The sequence below is a fragment of the Ferdinandcohnia sp. GQ5 genome (assembly GCF_059759275.1).
The window spans coordinates 119,660-138,402 of sequence record NZ_JCAXEW010000016.1 but is presented as its reverse complement, the minus strand read 5'-3'; the positions used below and the strand labels follow the sequence as shown (position 1 = coordinate 138,402).

Annotated in this window: 20 protein-coding genes; 2 read left to right on the top strand and 18 right to left on the bottom strand. The window is 38.6% G+C overall.

All coding sequences use genetic code 11. The annotated features are described in order from the left end of the window. The coding region (locus tag AC6CHV_RS19000; RefSeq protein WP_498079488.1) for a LytTR family transcriptional regulator DNA-binding domain-containing protein at positions 1-330 on the top strand (330 nt) is incomplete at its 5' end. Between the two features lie 19 nt (positions 331-349). Then, on the top strand, positions 350-1,102 hold the full coding sequence (locus AC6CHV_RS18995) for a GHKL domain-containing protein (protein ID WP_498079491.1): 753 nt from the start codon (positions 350-352) through the stop codon (positions 1,100-1,102). 39 nt (positions 1,103-1,141) lie between these two features. Here AC6CHV_RS18995 and AC6CHV_RS18990 read toward each other — a convergent pair whose 3' ends face one another. The 18 genes from AC6CHV_RS18990 to AC6CHV_RS18905 form a co-directional block, all read right to left on the bottom strand. Next, on the bottom strand, positions 1,142-2,644 hold the full coding sequence (locus tag AC6CHV_RS18990; RefSeq protein ID WP_498079487.1) for a DHA2 family efflux MFS transporter permease subunit: 1,503 nt from the start codon (positions 2,642-2,644) through the stop codon (positions 1,142-1,144). Positions 2,645-2,767: 123 nt separating this feature from the next. Then, positions 2,768-3,697 carry a glutaminase A gene (gene glsA, locus AC6CHV_RS18985; RefSeq protein ID WP_498079486.1) on the bottom strand — a complete coding sequence of 310 codons (930 nt, stop codon included), beginning with the start codon at positions 3,695-3,697 and terminating at the stop codon, positions 2,768-2,770. 95 nt (positions 3,698-3,792) lie between these two features. After that, positions 3,793-4,491 (bottom strand): ATP-binding cassette domain-containing protein, encoded by a 699-nt coding sequence (locus AC6CHV_RS18980; RefSeq protein ID WP_498079485.1) that lies wholly within the window; start codon positions 4,489-4,491, stop codon positions 3,793-3,795. Next, the gene (locus tag AC6CHV_RS18975; RefSeq protein WP_498079484.1) at positions 4,484-5,248 is read right to left on the bottom strand and encodes an ATP-binding cassette domain-containing protein; all 765 of its coding nucleotides are present in this window, start codon (positions 5,246-5,248) and stop codon (positions 4,484-4,486) included. Before AC6CHV_RS18975 ends, AC6CHV_RS18980 begins: the two co-directional genes overlap by 8 nt. A gap of 11 nt (positions 5,249-5,259) precedes the next feature. Next, a complete protein-coding gene (locus AC6CHV_RS18970) occupies positions 5,260-6,273 on the bottom strand; it encodes an ABC transporter permease subunit (RefSeq protein ID WP_121447843.1) in 1,014 nt (337 codons plus the stop codon). Further along, on the bottom strand, positions 6,274-7,137 hold the full coding sequence (locus tag AC6CHV_RS18965) for an ABC transporter permease subunit (RefSeq protein WP_121447842.1): 864 nt from the start codon (positions 7,135-7,137) through the stop codon (positions 6,274-6,276). It lies immediately after the preceding gene. Positions 7,138-7,426: 289 nt separating this feature from the next. After that, entirely contained in the window at positions 7,427-8,665 is a 1,239-nt protein-coding gene (locus tag AC6CHV_RS18960) for an ABC transporter substrate-binding protein (RefSeq protein ID WP_121447841.1), read from the bottom strand. 400 nt (positions 8,666-9,065) lie between these two features. Beyond that, a complete protein-coding gene (locus tag AC6CHV_RS18955) occupies positions 9,066-10,640 on the bottom strand; it encodes a benzoate-CoA ligase family protein (RefSeq protein ID WP_498079483.1) in 1,575 nt (524 codons plus the stop codon). Between the two features lie 322 nt (positions 10,641-10,962). Continuing rightward, positions 10,963-11,757 (bottom strand): enoyl-CoA hydratase-related protein, encoded by a 795-nt coding sequence (locus tag AC6CHV_RS18950; protein WP_121447839.1) that lies wholly within the window; start codon positions 11,755-11,757, stop codon positions 10,963-10,965. Between the two features lie 44 nt (positions 11,758-11,801). Then, the gene (locus AC6CHV_RS18945; RefSeq protein ID WP_498079482.1) at positions 11,802-13,286 is read right to left on the bottom strand and encodes an aldehyde dehydrogenase family protein; all 1,485 of its coding nucleotides are present in this window, start codon (positions 13,284-13,286) and stop codon (positions 11,802-11,804) included. Positions 13,287-13,302: 16 nt separating this feature from the next. After that, positions 13,303-14,502 (bottom strand): acetyl-CoA C-acyltransferase, encoded by a 1,200-nt coding sequence (locus tag AC6CHV_RS18940; RefSeq protein WP_498079481.1) that lies wholly within the window; start codon positions 14,500-14,502, stop codon positions 13,303-13,305. Beyond that, entirely contained in the window at positions 14,499-15,248 is a 750-nt protein-coding gene (locus tag AC6CHV_RS18935) for a 3-hydroxyacyl-CoA dehydrogenase family protein (RefSeq protein WP_440273484.1), read from the bottom strand. Before AC6CHV_RS18935 ends, AC6CHV_RS18940 begins: the two co-directional genes overlap by 4 nt. Beyond that, a complete protein-coding gene (locus tag AC6CHV_RS18930) occupies positions 15,238-16,098 on the bottom strand; it encodes a 3-hydroxyacyl-CoA dehydrogenase NAD-binding domain-containing protein (protein WP_498079480.1) in 861 nt (286 codons plus the stop codon). The genes AC6CHV_RS18935 and AC6CHV_RS18930 overlap by 11 nt, the downstream gene beginning before the upstream one ends. Before the next feature lie 216 nt (positions 16,099-16,314). After that, complete coding sequence (locus tag AC6CHV_RS18925) at positions 16,315-16,479, bottom strand: PaaD-like zinc ribbon domain-containing protein (protein WP_498079479.1); 165 nt, start codon at positions 16,477-16,479, stop codon at positions 16,315-16,317. Then, positions 16,469-17,098, bottom strand: coding sequence for a Phenylacetic acid catabolic protein (locus tag AC6CHV_RS18920; RefSeq protein ID WP_341332750.1), 630 nt, complete (start codon positions 17,096-17,098; stop codon positions 16,469-16,471). The genes AC6CHV_RS18925 and AC6CHV_RS18920 overlap by 11 nt, the downstream gene beginning before the upstream one ends. Positions 17,099-17,103: 5 nt before the next feature. Then, complete coding sequence (locus tag AC6CHV_RS18915) at positions 17,104-17,328, bottom strand: hypothetical protein (RefSeq protein ID WP_121447833.1); 225 nt, start codon at positions 17,326-17,328, stop codon at positions 17,104-17,106. Continuing rightward, positions 17,325-17,654, bottom strand: coding sequence for an iron-sulfur cluster assembly protein (locus AC6CHV_RS18910; RefSeq protein ID WP_207899938.1), 330 nt, complete (start codon positions 17,652-17,654; stop codon positions 17,325-17,327). The genes AC6CHV_RS18915 and AC6CHV_RS18910 overlap by 4 nt, the downstream gene beginning before the upstream one ends. Before the next feature lie 2 nt (positions 17,655-17,656). Then, positions 17,657-18,598: a Phenylacetic acid catabolic protein gene (locus AC6CHV_RS18905; protein ID WP_498079478.1), complete on the bottom strand. Its 942-nt coding sequence runs from the start codon at positions 18,596-18,598 to the stop codon at positions 17,657-17,659. Positions 18,599-18,743 lie beyond the last annotated feature (145 nt).

Here is an 18,743-nt window from a genome sequence, read left to right as displayed (position 1 = left end):
ATTCATGGAAGACTTTATTTAAAACAAAAAAATGAAATCCACATTCTTCAAAAGAAGGATATTATTTTTATTGAACGTTCTGGGCGTTCAACGACCATTTATACAAAATCAGGACCGATTAAAACCTATCAAACGCTAGGTGAGCTCGAGGGAGAATTACGAGAAAGAGACTTCATTCGATCACACCGGTCGTTTATCATCAATATTCACTACGTAAAAAACTTTTCGCTTTATGCGAAGAACTCATATATTGTCACTTTCGAAGGCATCGAAGAACAGGCAATGATTACAAAAGAAAAAGTAGACTTTTTACAACAAAATTATTTTTAAGGTGGCGTAATACTTGATAATGCTTTATTGGGGAACAATCGTGGTATTGGGGGGTTTATGCTTTTATGCATTTTTATCACGACTTTCAATTTCAAAAAAATTGAATACTCTATTAGAAGAGGCCAAACATTTTGATGAACAACGTGCTCAATTCAATGAAACCTTTCGAGTCGTTCGAAGTGAACGGCATGAGTTTTTAAAGCATGTTTCCGCCATGCATTTTATGCTTGAAAATGGAAAGAACGAGGAAGCAAAACACTATTTGGATGAATTGGTTGAGGGCTATAAAGAAACAAACCTTTCGATAAAAGGTGAGCGTGGTGTGGTAGCAGGTATTCTCCATCAAATGTATCGCAAAGCAAGGGCACTTGATATTGCAATTGTATATGATTTTGATTTGCCACTTTCATCCTTACCTTTGTCTGATCAGCAAATTGTTACCTTGATTGGAAATCTCCTATCCAATAGTATTGACGCGTGTGAAGAATGGCAAAAGGAGCATAAAAGCCAATCCTTCCTTACTTTGCAATTTTATAAGCGGAGTGGCTTGTATATTTTAACATGTAAAAATAGTACACTTCCAATTCCAGCGTCCATCTTGGATCATTTGTTTGCAAGCTTCGGAAAAACGACTAAAGGTGATGGTCACGAAGGACTTGGTACAAAGTTGATTCACGATGTTGTCGATGATGCAACTGGATTTTTGGACTTTGTATGTAAAGACGAGGAATTCACTGTCAAAATAAAAATACCTGCAATAAAAGGAAATTAAAAAGGAGAAATCAATCCAATTGGACGATTTCTCCTTTTTTTAATTCTTTGCTAATGAAGGCTGGACTCCTTGCTTAGGTTTTTTCTTACCCGTAATATCTTCTTCCTGTTTCGCCCGTTTGATAAAGAACGCGAGGATAAAAGCAAGAAGTATTAAGAAGGTTGAAACGAAAAATGTGAAATTAATTCCTTCAAGCATGGCTTGTAATTGAATTTGTAAAGCTTGTGCCTCTGTAGGCTGCCCTTGAATATTCTTTAGTAAATTTGCTGCAGATGACTCTTCTCTTAGTGACATCAATGTAATTAAAAATCCTGTACCAATGGCAGCTGAAACCTGATTTAATGTATTATTAACAGCTGTACCATGTGGGTATAAGTTTCGCGGTAACTGATTTAATCCATTTGTTGAAACTGGCATAAAGACCATGGACATACCAAACATTCTCACCGCATGTAAAATCATAAGATACATATAGGAAGTATCAAAGGTAAGCTGGCTGAATAGATAGGTAGTTACCGTTGTGATGGCCAATCCCATGGTTGCCAAAATGCGTCCGCCAAATTTATCAAATAAACGTCCATTGATAGGTGACATAAATGCATTTAATACCGCTCCAGGTAAAAGTAAAAGTCCAGTATTCATAGGAGAAATTCCTAAGATCGTTTGCAAATAGATTGGAAGCAATAAAAACCCTGAAAACATGGCCATATTAACAACCATTGTAATCACTGAAGCCAACGCGAACATCGGATAACGATAGACCCCAAAATTAAGCATTGGAATATCAAGCTTTGATTGACGGATAATAAACCAAGTTAGCGAGATTATTCCAATTATAATGGATCCATATACAACCGGACTTCCCCACCCCATATTACCGGCAGAACTAAATCCATATAATAATCCACCAAATCCTATACTTGATAATATTAATGAGAAAAAGTCCAATTTTAGGATTACTTTTTCCTTTCTATCCTTCAGCATGATAAAGCCAAGAATGAACACGATAGCTGCAATTGGTGTGATGAAGTGGAAAAGCATTCTCCAATCATAGTGTTCAATAATCCAACCCGAGAGTGTTGGCCCAATCGCCGGTGCGAACATGAGGATTAATCCGAAAACCCCCATTGCTGTTCCCCTTTTTTCAACAGGGAAACTTACCAACATTACATTCATAAGTAGCGGCATCATAATTGCCGAACCTGATGCTTGGATCATCCTACCTGCTAGGAGGATAGAAAATACGTGGGCGGTACCAGAAAGAATCGTACCGATAGTAAATAATCCCATTGCTACGATAAATAATCGGCGAACGGTATATTTTTCGATTAAAAAGGCTGTAGTCGGAATTAAGATACCATTGACTAGCATAAAGCCCGTGGTTAACCACTGCACTGTCGATGGGTCAACCTTTAATTCCGTCATAATTGAAGGTAACGCGACATTTAATAATGTATTATTTAAAAATGAAATAAAGGCACCAACCATCAAGACGGCAAGAATACCGTATTGAGGGCGTACTTGTTTTTCGGAAAAATCCATTAAACTCCCCCCGCATTAGACGTTAAGTTCATAATTTTATACTACTGTTTTATTTAGCCATAAGATATATCTTATAACACGACTTTTTGGATTGCAATAAAAAGTATCTCAGTTTGGATACTCCTAGAACATACTAAGGTTATAGGTTTTAGATAGGAGCTCAAGAAGTCTTATTCCACCTATACTATTTCCCTTTTCATCTAAGGCGGGACCTAATATTCCAATCCCAAATTTTCCTGGAACAGCCCCCATTATCCCACCGGATACACCACTTTTTGCTGGTATCCCGATCTTTATGGCAAATTCACCAGAAGCATTGTACATGCCACAAGTCACCATAAATGTTTTACAAATGCGTGCTACATTTTTCGGCATTATTTGTTTACCCGTATCCGGATCGATACCATCAAGAGCAAAAACAACACCTATTCTAGATAAATCCAGGCAATTCATTTCGATTGCACATTGTTTTGTATAAAGATCAATGAGCTCTTCTACGTTTTCATCAATGATTTGATGTTGTTTTAAAAAATAACATAAGGCTCGATTAAGATGTGCCGTTTCATATTCTGACTGCGCAATTTCCTCATTGTAATGGATAGTGTCATTGTTTGCTAATTCACGAATGAATGTTAGTAATCGACGAAATCTCTCATCCACAGTGTACCCTTTTATCATGTGGGTAACTGCAAGTGCACCTGCATTAATCATTGGGTTTAGTGGTTTTGAGGGAACCATTGTTTCTAGCTTTCCAATCGAGTTAAACGGGTCACCAGTCGGCTCCATTCCAACACGTTCAAAAACATACTGTTTACCCCTATCCATCAAAACGAGAGCAAGGGTTACGACCTTGGATATACTTTGTAACGAGATTTTTTTTTCAATATCTCCTGCGGAAAAGCAACGTCCATCCGGAAAGTTAATTGCAATAGACAGGTCATTCTGATTTGCTTTTCCAAGTGCGGGTATATAGTCTGCTACACGCCCATCTTTAGTTATTTTACGCGCTTCTTTCACTAATTCCTTTAATTCATCATTTGATTGACAAGGCATTTTCATCACCACTAGTAGTCTTTACCAAATGTTTTTTTACTATTTATAGGAAATGAAAATAAATAGCCCATTCCCGGGAATGGGAAGGGCTATTGTTAGCTGCTTAACGCGAGATGTTGATACGCGATATCCATATTGTTTTTTAGTTCTTCGGGATTGTCGTGGTAAACTACTTTTCCTTTACTTAAAATATAAACATCATCTGCTATTCTCAAGGCAGTTGAGATATTTTGTTCTACTAGCAGCATCGACATTCCGGATTCTTTTAATTTTAAAAGGACATCCATCACTTCACTGACCATTAAGGGTGACAATCCTTCGGTAGGTTCATCAAGCAATAAGATTTTTGGATTTCTCATCAATGCTCTTCCGATAGATAACATCGATTGTTCCCCTCCACTTAAGGTGCCAGCATGAGATTTTTCACGTTCCTTTAAGCGTGGAAAATAGTGAAAAATCTTCTCTAGATTCCAATCTCCTTTTTTCAAATCAGCGAAAACGGTTAAATTTTCTGTTACGGTTAGGTTCGGAAATATTCTTCTCCCTTGGGGAACAATCCCAATCCCTTTTCTAGCAATTTGATGACTTTGAAGAGAGGCAATATTTTTACCTTCAAACAGGATTTCACCTTGTACTTTATTTACAAAGCCAATAATTGAATGCATGGTTGTTGTCTTACCCATACCATTTCTTCCCAAAAGGGTAACAACTTGGCCTTCTTTCACTTCAAGGTTCACTCCATGAAGGATGTGACTTGAGCCATAGAAGCTATTAACATCATTCAACTTAAGCATGTGCAGCCTCCTCCCGCCCTAGGTAAATTTCCTTAACCTCTTCATTTTCGCGAACCGCTTCTGGTGTACCATCTGCAATTAGTTTTCCTGTATGTAGGACAATCACTCGGTCCATATTACCGAACAACACATCAATATCATGCTCAATCATACAAATCGTTACTTCTCTTGGTAACTTATTAATTAGAGCAATAATCTGGTCGGTTTCAACCTGTGACATTCCTGCTGTTGGTTCGTCTAACAGTAGAATCTTTGGCTTTCCAGCAATCGCCATGACAATTTCAATTTGTCTCTGCACACCATAAGATAGCTCTTGTACCTTTGTATCGCTATACTGATTAAGATTCCATTCCTGTAAAAGGGCATCCGTTTCTTCATGCAATGCTTGATAATTTTTGGGACTTACCTTCTTCCACCAATGCGTATGCTCTTTCCTCATTTTCTGTAAAACAAGGCGAACATTCTCTTTCACCGTTAATCCAAACATTAGATTGTTCTTCTGGAACGTTCGCACTATTCCACTTTCTGTCCTTTTATAGTTTGGTACCTTTGTAATATCTCGGTCATAATAGGCAATTGTTCCACCTGTCGGGTTCAAGTCTCCGGCGATCATATTGAAAAAGGTTGTCTTACCAGCGCCGTTTGGACCAATTAATCCCACACGTTCTCCAACTGTCACATCCAACGTAATATCTTCAATTACTTTTAACCCACCAAAGTGCTTTGATAGATTTTGAATGGAAAGAATTGTAGTCATCACTTTCCCCCCTATCCATTTATTTTTGATTGCTGTTTAATTGGTTCAATCGCTTGCTCGACATAATCTTCCACTACAGGTTTTGGCCTTGTCTTAAAAATTCTCCCTGTCAGATTAGAGAACAGCCCTGCAATTCCGGAAGGAGCAAAGATCGTAAATAGGATGAAGGCAGTACCAATAATCATCATCCAGCTTTCTGTGTAAGAACTAATAATTGTCTCCAACACAACGATGAATGCCGCTCCAATAACAGGTCCCCAAAGTGTTCCTGCTCCTCCAACTAGCACCATGATCAGTACCGAACCAGACACTGTCCAGTACACATCTGTTGGGGCTACGAAGCCATTGAAAAACACATATAAACTTCCAGCCAATCCACCCAAAGTACCAGCAATCAAAAAGCTAATGTTTTTATAGAAGGTTGTGTTATAGCCAATCGACTTCATTCGGTCTTCATTTTCTTTTATTCCAATGAAGACGTACCCAAGTGGGGAATGAAGAAGTCTGTTAATCACGATCATAACTATTGCAAATACGACTAATACAAAATAATAGATAAACACTTGATTGGATAGGAGAAAATCTCCAAACAGGCTTGGAGAAGGAATACCTGATAATCCATTTGATCCACCCGTTACATCTGTCCATTGATAAATGATAGAGTAAACCATCTGGGAACAAGCAAGTGTTAGCATCAAAAAGTAAAATCCGTGTGCCTTTGTTGATACAAAACCTATTAAAATAGCTAATAGAAAGGCAAGCAGCATTCCAATTGCAATCGTTAGAAACACATTTGTAGATAAATGACTTGCCGCAAGACCAGTTGCATAAGCACCAGCACCGAAAAATGCAGCATGCCCTAAGGAAACCAATCCAGTCTGACCAACTAGGATATTTAAACTAATGGCGAATATTCCAAAGATCAAGATTTCCGTAAAAATGTTTACGTAATAGAGAGAAACAAAAAATGGAGCAGCAACCATTAATAAGAATAATACACTTCCTTTAATCCACTGTTTACCCATTTATGCCCTCCTTCCTATCAATCCTTGCGGACGGATAATTAATACAGCAGCCATCAATGCAAATGTAATGATTAAGCTTAGTTCTGGGACATAGAAACGACTAAATGTTTCAACCATACCCACTAAAAGGCTCGCAACAATCGTTCCGCTTACCGACCCAAGTCCTCCTACAACGAGAACAACAAGGGATAAAATGAGGATATTAAATTCCATTCCAGGGGCTACCCCTAGGATTGGGGAGCCAAGTACCCCACCAATTCCTGCTAGGAAGCTTCCAAAGAAAAATACGAGTGTAAAGACGAGGTGAATGTTGATTCCTAGCCCACCAACCATCTCCTTATCAGATAAACCTGCGCGGATAACTGCACCCCATTTTGTTTTCTCCTGGGTATACCAAAGGGCTACGGCGATGATGATTCCAACTACAATTAAAGCTAGACGATATGATGGGATCATATTCCCCATCACTTCGACCGATTGGCTTAGGAAAGCTGGTGGGGTTACGGTCATGATGTTTTTCCCCCAAATAATGGAGAAGAGATCATGAAAGATATACGCAAGACCAAAGGTCAACAATACTTGGGAAAGATGGCCAAGTTTATAGGTAGGCCGAAGTAGAATTACTTCTAAAATCAATCCGATAACTGCAATAATAAAAGGTACAACCAAGAGTGCAACCCAAAATGGTAATCCTGACTTTACAACGATTGAATAACCCATGTAAGATCCTAATAAATATAGGGAACCATGCGCTAAATTTAATACTCCTAAAATACCAAAGACGAGACTTATCCCACATGTGATAATGAATAGGAGAAACCCGTAGCTTAGCGCATTCATCAATTGCAAGACTAATGTATCCATTCCTTTCCTCCCAATCCGAAATGTGTAAGCGCCTTGCTCTGCCCGGACAAGCTAATGTTCTGTACCAAAAAAGTCGCTCTTTGACTTTTCTTGGAACAGGTTATAAGACCTCAAGCTGCTCAAAGCAAAGCTTTTCGCAAAATTCTCCCCAAAAGCCTATTCATGATAAAAACTGGCAATGCGCTGGAACTAGACACGGAAAATTTCGTTAAAATAGTAATAATATATTAGGTAACTAGAAAAGAAGGAGGCAACACTCGTTACCTTGCCTCCTTCTTTTATTATTTGCTTATTTTCCTGGGTCAACAACTTCTGGTACTGTGTCGATTACTTTATTTTCCGTCTTGTCACCATCAAGGTACGTTTCTACGATATATAAGTTTTGGATAATTTGATGAGTTTCTGGGTCAAACTTGATTGGTCCTCTTGGGCTATCCAGTTCAACCTTTGAAATTTCTTCTACTAGTTTATCAGGGTCTGAAACATCACCGTTTAATGCTTCAATCGCTTTTGCCATAATCGCAGCGGCATCATATCCTTCTGCTGATTCAATACTTGGTCTAGCATCGTACTTCGCTTCATACGCTTCAACGAACTTTTTGTTTTCAGGCGTATCTAAGCTATAATCCCAGAAGATTGAAGCAATGATGCCTTCAGGAGCAGTTCCTTGTTGTGGACGAGTATCTTCAGCAGTAAGCCATCCAGAACCAATTAAAGGAATCTTGCCTTTTAATCCATATTGCTCGTATTGTTGAACGAAGCGAATCGCATCTGTACCCGCAAAGAATGCATAGATCCCATCAATATCATCTCGATTCATTTTTGCTAGGTAAGAAGAGAAATCGTTATTTCCAAGTGGAGCGAATACTTCCTCAACAATTTCTCCACCTGCTGCCGTATAAGCATCCTTAAATGCTGCCGTAGCTTCATGACCAAAGGCATAGTCAGCAGCTGTTAAATAGATTTTTCCACCAATATTGTCATACGCCCATTGGCCCATAGAGTGTCCAATTTGGTAGGACGAGAAAGACGAGCGCCAGATATAATCACTACGCTTTGTTCTTGTTAAATCATTTCCTCCAGCATGAGAAACAAGGAAAGGTAATTTGTTCTTATCAACCTCGTCACGAATCGCATAAGCTACTGCGGTACTGATTGGACCAGTTAAAATGTCAATTTTGTCCTGCTCCATTAACTTACGAAGCTTACGTAAGGAAACTTGTGGGTCTGCCTCCGTATCTTCATGAACAATCTCAATTTTCTTACCAGCGACTTCCCAACCAATTTCATCAAAATAGAGCTCCATACCATTCTTAACATTTTCCCCAAGTGAAGCATATACACCTGTTGAAGGAAGTAAAGCACCAATTTTAATTGGCTCGTCACTTGAAGAATCAGTTGTTGTTGGTTCCTCATTTTCTTCTTTTTTGTTATTTTCTGTAGTTGTACTGATTGCCCCTGAGCTACATGCTGAGAGCAATAGAACAAATGCCAACATGATCAACCAATTTCTTTTTACTAGTTTCATAGGTAACCCTCCCTTTAATGGAAACGCATTCAATACTGACCCTCTTTGCTATACATTTTTTTAAACTAACAGGACTTTTGGATTATGTATGGATACCTCCTCTCCGGAATTCTTAGTATTTTGAATATTATTATAGTTACAACTATCTAAATATTCAATACATATTTTCAACTTCCATAAAAAAAACGTAATAAATTTCGCCGTAAATTCATGCAAAAAAAATGGAGGAGGGTTGGAATAAAGACTTACAATTTCCGTCTTTAATACCAACACGACCTCTATTTATCCAATACATACCACAAATTCAGTATTATAATAATAAACAAATTCTTTTTCTTTAGTTGAATTTAGCGTTTTTTATTTATTACGTTAATTATACTTCCGCGTCCGAAACAATTAGTTAGAGTCTTAATTTAAAACGTTGCATCTTCCCAGAAGCTGTTTTAGGAATTTCATCCATAAATTCTATAATCCTAGGATATTTGTAAGGGGCTAAGTTAGCTTTTACATAAGCTTTTAATTCGGCTTTCAATTCTTCTGATGGAGCAACCCCTTCTTTAAGGACAATACATGCTTTCGGAAGATCTAGATTATCCTCTGTCTTGACACCAATTACTGCGACTTCTAGAACGGAGTCATGTTTGAGTAGAGTTGATTCTACTTCAATTGGAGACACCCAGATTCCGCCTACCTTCAGCATGTCATCTGAACGCCCTGAATACCAAAAATATCCCTCTTCATCCTTGTAATATTTATCTCCTGTATACATCCACTCACCTTTGAGCTTTTTTTGATTTTCAGCGATATTTGCCCAATAACCACCAGTTAGGCTTTCCCCTTTAATAACTAAGTCCCCAACTTCATTCGGTTCTACTTCCACAAAATCATCGTTTACAATTTTCGCCTCATATCCAGGGACAGGCTTCCCTGTGCTTCCAGGACGAATATCTCCAACCCGATTCGAAATAAAAATATGTAGTGCTTCTGTTAATCCAATACCATCCAAAATATCAAGATTAAAGAGTTGCTTCCACTTGTTTACAAATGTGTCAGGGAGCGCCTCACCAGCAGATACACAAACTCTCACTGATGATAAGTCAGGAATTTTGCCTGTCCGCTCAACATAGTTAATCAAACTACCGTAAAGTGTTGGAACACCAAAAAAGATCGTTGGTTTTGTCTTTTCAAGTGTTTCAAACACTTTATCAGGCGTAGGACGATCCTTTAATAAAACTGTTGTTGCTCCAGCTCCTAATGGGAAGTACATCCCATTTCCAAGCCCATACGCAAAAAAGAGCTTTGAAGCGGAAAAGGTAACATCATTTTCATTTATCCCCAAAACTTGTTTCCCGTACGTGTTATATGCTGCTTCCATGCTTCGTTGATGGTGAATAACACCTTTGGGATTTCCAGTGCTACCAGAACTGTATAGCCAGAATGCAGGGTCATCCTTGACTGACAAAAACGACTCTAGCTCTGTTGAAGCACCATTTACCAGTTCATAGTAATCAATTTCATTTGTATCTACTGTCGTGTTTTCTGTGACGACGATAACATGCTGAAGGAAGACAAATCGATCTCTATTTGCCTTAATTTTGCTCCAAAGATCCTCGTGTATAACAAGTACTTTAGAGCGACTGTGGTTTAATAGATATTCATAATCCCCAGGCTGTAGCATAGTGTTAGATGGGATTGGAAGTGCACCAATTTTTATCGCCCCATAAAAGGATACAATATTCTCAACGGTGTCATGCATAACCATCAGCATACGGTTTTCATTTTCAACACCCAACTTCTTGAGAGCGTTACCAAATTGATTCACACGATTAAGAAGTTCTTGATAAGAGACTTGTTCATCTCCACTAATAATGGCTATTTTTTCCCCTAGTCCGTTTCGTACATTTTTTTCAATAAATCGATCGGCTGCATTGTACTTCGTTGCAATTCCCTTTAAATCCGAAGCTACCTTTATCACACTTTTCCTCCTTACCTATCTTATAGATAGAAAAAATTTAGGTTAGTGGAGGTAATCATTTACCTCCACTTTTTTGGAGTAATTCATAGTTGATATTTGATATAAGCACTGTATAAATAGTGCTTTTAAGCCGCAATGATGTATGAAAATGTTTGTAATTTTGTACCCATTACTCTATTATTTGGATATTATTCGGACATTTTACATTTATAATGCTGTTGGTATTTTTAATTATTAGCACTATGAATATAGTGCTTTCATACCTAAGGTAGGATGGCAACGTCGCCATCAGGTGCATTTTTATAGTACAAAAACAAACAGATTATTTACCTTGCCAATTTGGTTCGCGCTTCTCAATAAACGCACTTAAACCTTCTTGTGCATCTTGTGAACGGAATAGTAAGTTTTGAAGCTCACCCTCATAACGGATCGCTACGTTAAGTGGCATTTCTTTCCCATTCATAATTGATAGCTTAATATTAGATGTTGCATAAGTTGCGCTGTTTGCGATTTTTTGTGCATATTCTAACGTTTTTGCTCTTGTTTCTTCTTGTGGATATACTCGATCTACTAGTTTAATAGCTAATGCTTCTTGTGGTGTTAATGTTTCACCTGTGATATTTAAATCTAAGGCTTTAGAGTGTCCAACTTGACGAGCTAGACGCTGAGTTCCACCTGTACCTGCTAATACGCCAAGAGATACTTCGGGAAGTCCAATCTTACCTGCTTGGTCTCCCATAAAGCGGAGGTCACAAGCTAGAGCCATTTCTAATCCACCACCAACAGTATGCCCTTCTAAGCAAGCGATCCAAATTTGTGGTGAACGTGCAATTTTATCTAAAGTTTCGTTACAGAATAAGCAGAACTGTGTTTTAAAACGTGGCTCAGCAGATTTTAAGAAATTGATATTCGCTCCTGCTGAGAAGAATTTTGGCATATCACTCATTAGTACAACTACTTTAATATCATTGTCAAAACGAATGTCATCGATGGCTGCATTTAACTCTTTGTAATACTCAAGATCATATGAATTTGTTTTATTGACATGAATGTGAACTTCAGCAATCCCATCGGCTTTTTTTACAGTAAGATTTTTTGTTTCTACATTAATTGACATGTTTATTTACCTCCGTTTTCTTATTAGAAAATTATTTATATATACTATATTCTGAAAACATTTAATGGACGTTCTCCATTATATGAGACAACACTCTTTGTTTCTGAATAAAGATCAAGTGTTTCTACACTCAATTCTCTGCCAAAGCCTGATTGCTTGTAGCCACCAAATGGTGTTCCAGGGAAGGCCGAAATCGGGCAGTTTATCATGACAATACCTGCACGAATGCCTTCTGCAATTCGATGTGCTCTACCGTGATCTTTTGTCCAGACAGCTGAACCAAGTCCAAAAATAGAATCATTCGATTGCTCTAATACTTCAGCTTCATCTTTAAACTTCATGATAACAACAACTGGACCGAAGACTTCTTCCTGAGCAATTCTCATATAGTTTGTGACATTTCCGATAACGGTTGGTAAATACCAATACCCTTTATCAAATTCGCTGCCTTCTGGTCTTTTTCCTCCATAAAGAACTTCTCCGCCTTCTTCAATTGCAAGTTTTACATAGCCGTCTACTACTTCTTCATGTTCTTTAGAAATCAGGGCTCCCATATGTGTTTCCTTATCGAATGGGTCACCAACCTTTAGTTTTTGTGCCTTTTCAATAAATTTTTCGACAAATTCATCATAAATGTTTTCATGTACAAATAATCTTGAACGTGCCTCACAGGATTGGCCAGTGTTATAGAAGATTCCATAAATAGAACCCGCTACTGCACCATCAATATCTGCATCATCAAATACGATATTAGGAGATTTCCCACCTAATTCTAATGTCACACGCTTTAAGTTTGTCGAAGCTTTCGCCATAATATCTTTCCCGGTTTCTGTTTCACCTGTGAAGGCAACTTTATCAACACCAGGGTGAGTCGTTAAGTAAGGACCAATTACTGAACCACTTCCTGTAATAACATTCACTACACCTGCTGGAACCCCTGCTTCATGGCAAATATCTGCAAGCATATAAGCAGTAATCGGAGTATGTGAAGCTGGCTTAAGTATAACTGGGCATCCAGCTGCAATAGCAGGCGCGATTTTCCAAGCAGCCATCATTAATGGATAGTTCCATGGAATAATTTGCGCACAAACTCCTACAGGTTCTTTTACGGTGTAGTTAAAAAATCCATTTGGAACTGGATTCGTACGTCCGCCAAACGTTGTTATGGCACCTGCATAAAATTCAAAGTCTTCAATGGCTTGACCAATTTGCCCTTTGGCAGCAGCAACTGTTTTTCCACTATTTAATACTTCTGCTTCAACAAGGTCATTGAAACGTTCGCGCATGATTGCCGCAATATTATTAAGTACTCTTGCTCTTCTTGCTTGAGGCAATTTCGGCCACTTGCCGTTTTCAAATGCGTTTCTTGCTGCGTCAACAGCACGATCCACATCTTCCTTAGTCGCCTTTGCTACTTTTGCGATAACCTCACCAGTTGCAGGGTTATAAGTCTCGAAAAATTCATTATTACTACTATTTGAATATTCTCCATTTATCAATAGTTGGTATGTTTCTTTTAATTCTACCATCGATGTTGTTCACTCCCTACATTTTCTCTATAATCGTTGCAATTCCTTGACCAACGCCGATGCACATTGTGGCTAATCCATAACGCACATCACGTTTTTGCATCTCATGAACAAGCGTTGTTACAATACGTGAACCGCTGCATCCTAGTGGATGACCTAAAGCAATTGCTCCACCATTAACATTCACTTTACCCATGTCAAGCTCGAGTTCATTGATACATGCAACAGATTGTGCTGCAAAAGCTTCATTTATTTCAATTAAATCAAGGTCATCAACAGTTAAACCTGCCCTTTGTAATGCTTTTCTTGTCGCTGGAACGGGGCCGATTCCCATATAGTCAGGATGGACACCACTAACAGCAGATGTCACTACTCTAGCAATCGGCTTTAATCCAAGCCTTTGTGCAAGCTCCTTTTCCATTACGAGAATGGCACTAGAGCCATCATTAATACCAGATGAGTTTCCCGCAGTAACTGTCCCATCCTTTCGGAAAACAGGCTTAAGTTTAGACAGCGTTTCCAAAGTGGTTCCAGGACGAACATGTTCATCCTCCCTGAAAAGAAGGGGCTCTCCTTTTCTTTGTGGAATTTCAATCGGCACAATTTCATCATTAAATCTTCCACTTTGAATCGCTGCGGCTGCCTTTTGCTGACTTGATAGGGCAAGCTCATCTTGTTCTGCTCTTGATATTCCATATTTCTCTGCTACATTTTCAGCCGTTTCTCCTAAGCTAATTGGAGGATACATTTCATTCATGGTTGGATTAACAAGTCTCCAACCGAGCATCGTGTCATGCAAAGTTTGATTCCCCTTTGCACTTGTAACTTGAGGTTTCATCATTACATACGGAGCACGGGTCATACTTTCCGTTCCTCCTGCAATAAAGACATCTCCTAAGCCTGACTTAATCGAAGAGGCTGCCTGATTAACTGCCTCTAATCCAGAACCACAAAGTCTATTAACCGTTACTCCCGGAATCGAAATAGGTAGCCCAGCTAATAACAATCCCATTCTAGCAACATTTCGATTATCTTCACCTGCTTGATTCGCACATCCAAAAAATACATCTTCAATCAGATTCGAATCCAAGTCATTGCGAGCCATTAATTGCTTCAACACATGGGCTGCAAGATCATCAGGTCGTACACTAGTAAGCGAACCGTTAAGTTTTCCTATCGGAGTCCGAACTGCATCAATTATGACAGCTTCTCTCATACTGAAAGCTCCTTATTTTTGCTGTTTTGATAATGGTAAAAGCATTTATCGGTTTCTCCACCAATCCATCCTGCGTACACAAGCTTTCGAATAAGTGGAGCTGGGCGATAACGTTCCTCCCCTAATTCACGATATAATCCACTCAATACTGCAAATATATCATCTAGCCCAATTTCATTAGCCCATTCAAGTGGACCCATAGGATAATTTGTACCTTTTTTCATAGCAACATCAATTGCCTCAGCCTCTGCCGTTTGCTCTGAAAGTGCATAGGCCGCTTCATTAACAATCATTGATAAAATCCTTGGAAAGACAAAACCTACCTCATCCTCGACAACTTCAATTTCCTGATGAATGAATGAAAAAGTGTTTGTGGCAGTTTGCAGATAACTTGCATCAGCTTGTAATGGCAATGCCACTTCAATTAAGCTGCCCTTTCTAAAATTAGCGAAAGTCCCAAATCCTATTAATCTTTCAGGATGATAAAGCCATGAAGCAACCTCAGTCGCTGTCACGCCAAGGGTAGTCGATAGAATCAATGTAGTAGGTGAAACACTTGCCTCAATTTCCTCGACTCTACGTTTCTTTTCTTCCTTATCAAGATTCGTCGTTTCAATTACGACATCCACCTGTTCGGTCAAAGCTTTCGCATCAACCAAATGAACGTGTGGATTTTCTTGAAAAGAGTTGGAGAGTTCTTTTGCAATTAGGTTATCCCCTATGATAGCGACTGTTTTAATTGTCATAATCAAAGAACCCTCCTTTTGTTTTTCTTCCTAGGCTACCTGATTGGACCATCCGCTCTTGGTAGTAGTGAGGACGGAATCTGCTTTCTCCGTGAAATCCTTCATATACTGATTTTGTCGTTGCAAAATTAATATCAATTCCGATGAGGTCCTGCAATTCAAAAGGACCCATTTTAAAATTACCAGCATTCTTCATAATTCGATCGATTTGACTTGGCGTAGCGATCTTATCATTCATAATTCGCAATGCTTCATTATAAAATGGTCGTGCTACTCGATTCACAATAAAACCAGGTGTATCCTTGCACATCACAGGACTTTTATTAATTGTTTGGGCAAATTGGACAAGAGTATCAACAGTTGAGGAAGCTGTTTTTAACCCTTTTACGACTTCAACAAGCGGCATAATTGGTGCCGGATTGAAGAAGTGCAAGCCTGCGATTCGTTCCGGATTTGCGCTTTGGCCTGAAATTTCTGTAATCGAAAGTGAGGAAGTATTCGACGTCAATATCGAATCTTTCGAACAGATTTCTTCCAGTTGAGAAAAAATGGACCGTTTAATTTCCAGCCTTTCTGGCGCTGCCTCAATGACCAATTGACAATTGGCAAATGAGTTCATATCCGTTGTGATACCTAAGTTCTTTTTTGCTTTTTCTGATGTGGCATGGGTAATTCTTTCTTTGACAACTAATCTATCTAACTTTGACTCTATTGCCTCTTTCGCACGTGTTACAGTTGTTTCATCGATATCAAAAAGAATGACAGGGTATCCGTTTTGTACTAGTAATTGCGCAATCCCCGCTCCCATTGTTCCTGATCCTATTACACCTACTGTTTTTATTTGCTGCATACTATTTGGTCCTTTCTAGAGGATGTTCAAAAAGTCCTTTTGAATATGAAACATCGAAATTTCTGTGTTGGCTTGCTTCTCCATTCATCACGTATTAACTACTACGTCCGTGTACTAGGGAGCTACGCCGCCTTGAAATTTCGACGTACAGGACGTGCTAGTGTCGCCCAGACATGAGGACTTAGTCCTCTTCATCCACCTTTTTGAACACACATTCTATTTAGCCGCCTCTTCCTTTTGCCATCGAATGTATTCGAATACACTTTTACATTCATTACAATAGTATTGTCTTACTAATTGGGCTGTACCAAAGGATGAAATTTTCTTTACATCTTCAGATGAGCAAAATGAACATTGTGCGTTCTCTTTTTTAGCCAACATGTTGCTTTTCCACATCCTTTAAGACTTCCCCGAGTGTTGCATCGAAATTTTCTACTAATCTAGCATCCTTTGGAATGATGTTTTCAGTGACGAAATACATATCGTTTTCTACTTTAATTAACCATTCCTTCGCTTCTTGCGCTGTTTTTGAAATTGCTTCTTTCGTTCTTCTTGGAATTGATCCTTTATCGAGTAGAAGCTGATCACACCAACTCTGTGAATAAATGAGATGTTCTTGCTGCTCCTTTAACATTTTTGTAAAAGGAGGATTCACATTTGGATTATTTGCTTCAATCATGGCGTTCATTACTAAGTCAACAGCTACATTTGTTACGTAAATTCCAGCAATCAGTTCAATCCAATTCCCAATTTCAACATTTTGTTTAAATGCTTTTCCGGTTTGATGTTTTACTTCCGTCTTAATACCCGATAAATCGGAAACCCAGCGATATAGCAGTCTTGAATGGCCCAGTTCCTGCTGTGCCATCGCAATCGATGAAAGCGTACCTTCTAATGTCGGCCCGCTGATACCAATTTCAACTAATCGATCACCTAAAATAAATTTATTATCAGCAATTGTTTCACCAAGTTCTATTAATGAAATATGTTCCTTAGACATCAGTCTCACTCCTTTGCAAATAATGGTTCTGGGCTTCGTACACAAACAAGAGCTTCTTTTTTAACAACAAACATTTCTACCCAGTCTTCTTCGTCATAAATATGTTGTGCATAAATCTTTGCTAAATCATCATTAACTGCCTTGAATGTTCCCACATGAATAAGTTCATCTCCACGATTGATTCGAGTGAGAAGAAGGTAATCATGTTTTTTTGCAACGTCTACTGTCATGAACTTACCCCCCAGTGCTTTAATTTTTTCTTTCCTTCTTCACTTAGGTTTGCTGTCGTCCAAGGTGGATCCCAAACGACCTGAATCTTAACTTCCTCCACCTCTTCTTCTTTCAACAAACGTTCTTTGATATCGTTTTCAATCCACTGCATACATGCGCAACCAGTGGAGGTATATGTCATTTCAACTTCTAATTCACTTCCATTTTGGGTAATGTTATAAATTAGACCCATATCCACAACACTGATTGGAAACTCAGGATCCATTACTTCTTTAAGAGCATCCCAATACTTTGTTGTTTGTTCTTTTTGGATAATTCCACTCATGTTTATGCCTCCTCTGCTCTCATTGCTTCTAACTCCCAAACTCCCTTTTGAATGCGAGTCACAAATTCTTGGTTTTGAGGACCTCTCTGCTTAAAGCGCTCGATTGCACCTTCCCATGTATCCGGTTGGTCAGTTAACCATTTTTTGTTTTCTGGATCAAACTTACAAGGGAATGGAACGTCAATCATATATTTTCCTTGGTCTTCATCGTAATGAGCTGGAACTTTCACTCCGATTGACTCACAGAACGGAACAGCCGTTGACAACCATTTTTGTCTTAGTTCATCATTAGTTCGCCCTTTTAATCGATAATCCAACTGCGCTGAACGGCTCTTAAGGTTATCTGCAACACCGAAGAATTCGAGTGCCATTAGGAACATCCAATCCACAGCTTCTTGAACTTGCTTTGCCGTTTCTGGCTTCTTCATCGCATTTTTCATAATGATCTCGCCATTACGAAGGTGGAATAATTCCTCTTTATCAACCTTGACTAGTGCACGTTTCCAAGGCCCATATGAAGTGTGTTCGTATGCGTCACCTAAAAGCGTATATCCAGAACGATCAAATAGTCCGTTAAAGACTCCTAATTCAACCCAGTTGTCTAATTTAAAATCAAAAGCGTAAGGATTTTTCCATCGGTTGGCTGGTCGGTTGTAGAGCATTTCGTCAATATCTTCACCAAGGTCTTCCAGCAAGCGATAAGCGATATGAGCATGACCGATTTCATCTTGCATAACTGCTAGAGCTGTAATTTTATAGTTTAAGTTTGGGGCTTGATCGTAGACTGTTAATAATGGCGGGACACTAAGAAGTTCTGTATCTCCTACAATCGCGAGTGTTTGTTTTAGCGCTTTCAAATATTCGTCATTCATATCCTCCATGCGCTCCACAATAAATCCATTTTGAACCTTTTCCAGTAATACCTCAGCTTCTTTTATACTCATCAATGAACACCTCTTTGTATTACGTTTTTTTAACTATCGTTTATAATATGTAATATAGAATATTTTAAATTGTTTGTCAACATGTTTATAATGTTTTTTAGACGTTAAATTAAAATTCGTAATGAATGTTGATGTGGATTTTGTT

Excerpts from the sequence above, each read along its gene's own strand:
- AC6CHV_RS18920 (WP_341332750.1), bottom strand. The coding sequence starts at position 17,098 with ATGTCTAAGGAACATATTTCATTAATAGAACTTGGTGAAACAATTGCT.
- AC6CHV_RS18980 (WP_498079485.1), bottom strand. The coding sequence starts at position 4,491 with ATGCTTAAGTTGAATGATGTTAATAGCTTCTATGGCTCAAGTCACATC.
- AC6CHV_RS18945 (WP_498079482.1), bottom strand. The coding sequence starts at position 13,286 with ATGGTAGAATTAAAAGAAACATACCAACTATTGATAAATGGAGAATAT.
- AC6CHV_RS18910 (WP_207899938.1), bottom strand. The coding sequence starts at position 17,654 with ATGAGTGGAATTATCCAAAAAGAACAAACAACAAAGTATTGGGATGCT.
- AC6CHV_RS18970 (WP_121447843.1), bottom strand. The coding sequence starts at position 6,273 with ATGGGTAAACAGTGGATTAAAGGAAGTGTATTATTCTTATTAATGGTT.
- AC6CHV_RS18915 (WP_121447833.1), bottom strand. The coding sequence starts at position 17,328 with ATGACAGTAGACGTTGCAAAAAAACATGATTACCTTCTTCTCACTCGA.
- AC6CHV_RS18960 (WP_121447841.1), bottom strand. The coding sequence starts at position 8,665 with ATGAAACTAGTAAAAAGAAATTGGTTGATCATGTTGGCATTTGTTCTA.
- AC6CHV_RS18925 (WP_498079479.1), bottom strand. The coding sequence starts at position 16,479 with ATGTTGGCTAAAAAAGAGAACGCACAATGTTCATTTTGCTCATCTGAA.
- AC6CHV_RS18905 (WP_498079478.1), bottom strand. The coding sequence starts at position 18,598 with ATGAGTATAAAAGAAGCTGAGGTATTACTGGAAAAGGTTCAAAATGGA.
- AC6CHV_RS18990 (WP_498079487.1), bottom strand. The coding sequence starts at position 2,644 with ATGGATTTTTCCGAAAAACAAGTACGCCCTCAATACGGTATTCTTGCC.
- AC6CHV_RS18950 (WP_121447839.1), bottom strand. The coding sequence starts at position 11,757 with ATGTCAATTAATGTAGAAACAAAAAATCTTACTGTAAAAAAAGCCGAT.
- AC6CHV_RS18935 (WP_440273484.1), bottom strand. The coding sequence starts at position 15,248 with ATGACAATTAAAACAGTCGCTATCATAGGGGATAACCTAATTGCAAAA.
- AC6CHV_RS18940 (WP_498079481.1), bottom strand. The coding sequence starts at position 14,502 with ATGAGAGAAGCTGTCATAATTGATGCAGTTCGGACTCCGATAGGAAAA.
- AC6CHV_RS18975 (WP_498079484.1), bottom strand. The coding sequence starts at position 5,248 with ATGACTACAATTCTTTCCATTCAAAATCTATCAAAGCACTTTGGTGGG.
- AC6CHV_RS18995 (WP_498079491.1), top strand. The coding sequence starts at position 350 with ATGCTTTATTGGGGAACAATCGTGGTATTGGGGGGTTTATGCTTTTAT.
- glsA (WP_498079486.1), bottom strand. The coding sequence starts at position 3,697 with ATGCCTTGTCAATCAAATGATGAATTAAAGGAATTAGTGAAAGAAGCG.
- AC6CHV_RS18930 (WP_498079480.1), bottom strand. The coding sequence starts at position 16,098 with ATGCAGCAAATAAAAACAGTAGGTGTAATAGGATCAGGAACAATGGGA.
- AC6CHV_RS18965 (WP_121447842.1), bottom strand. The coding sequence starts at position 7,137 with ATGGATACATTAGTCTTGCAATTGATGAATGCGCTAAGCTACGGGTTT.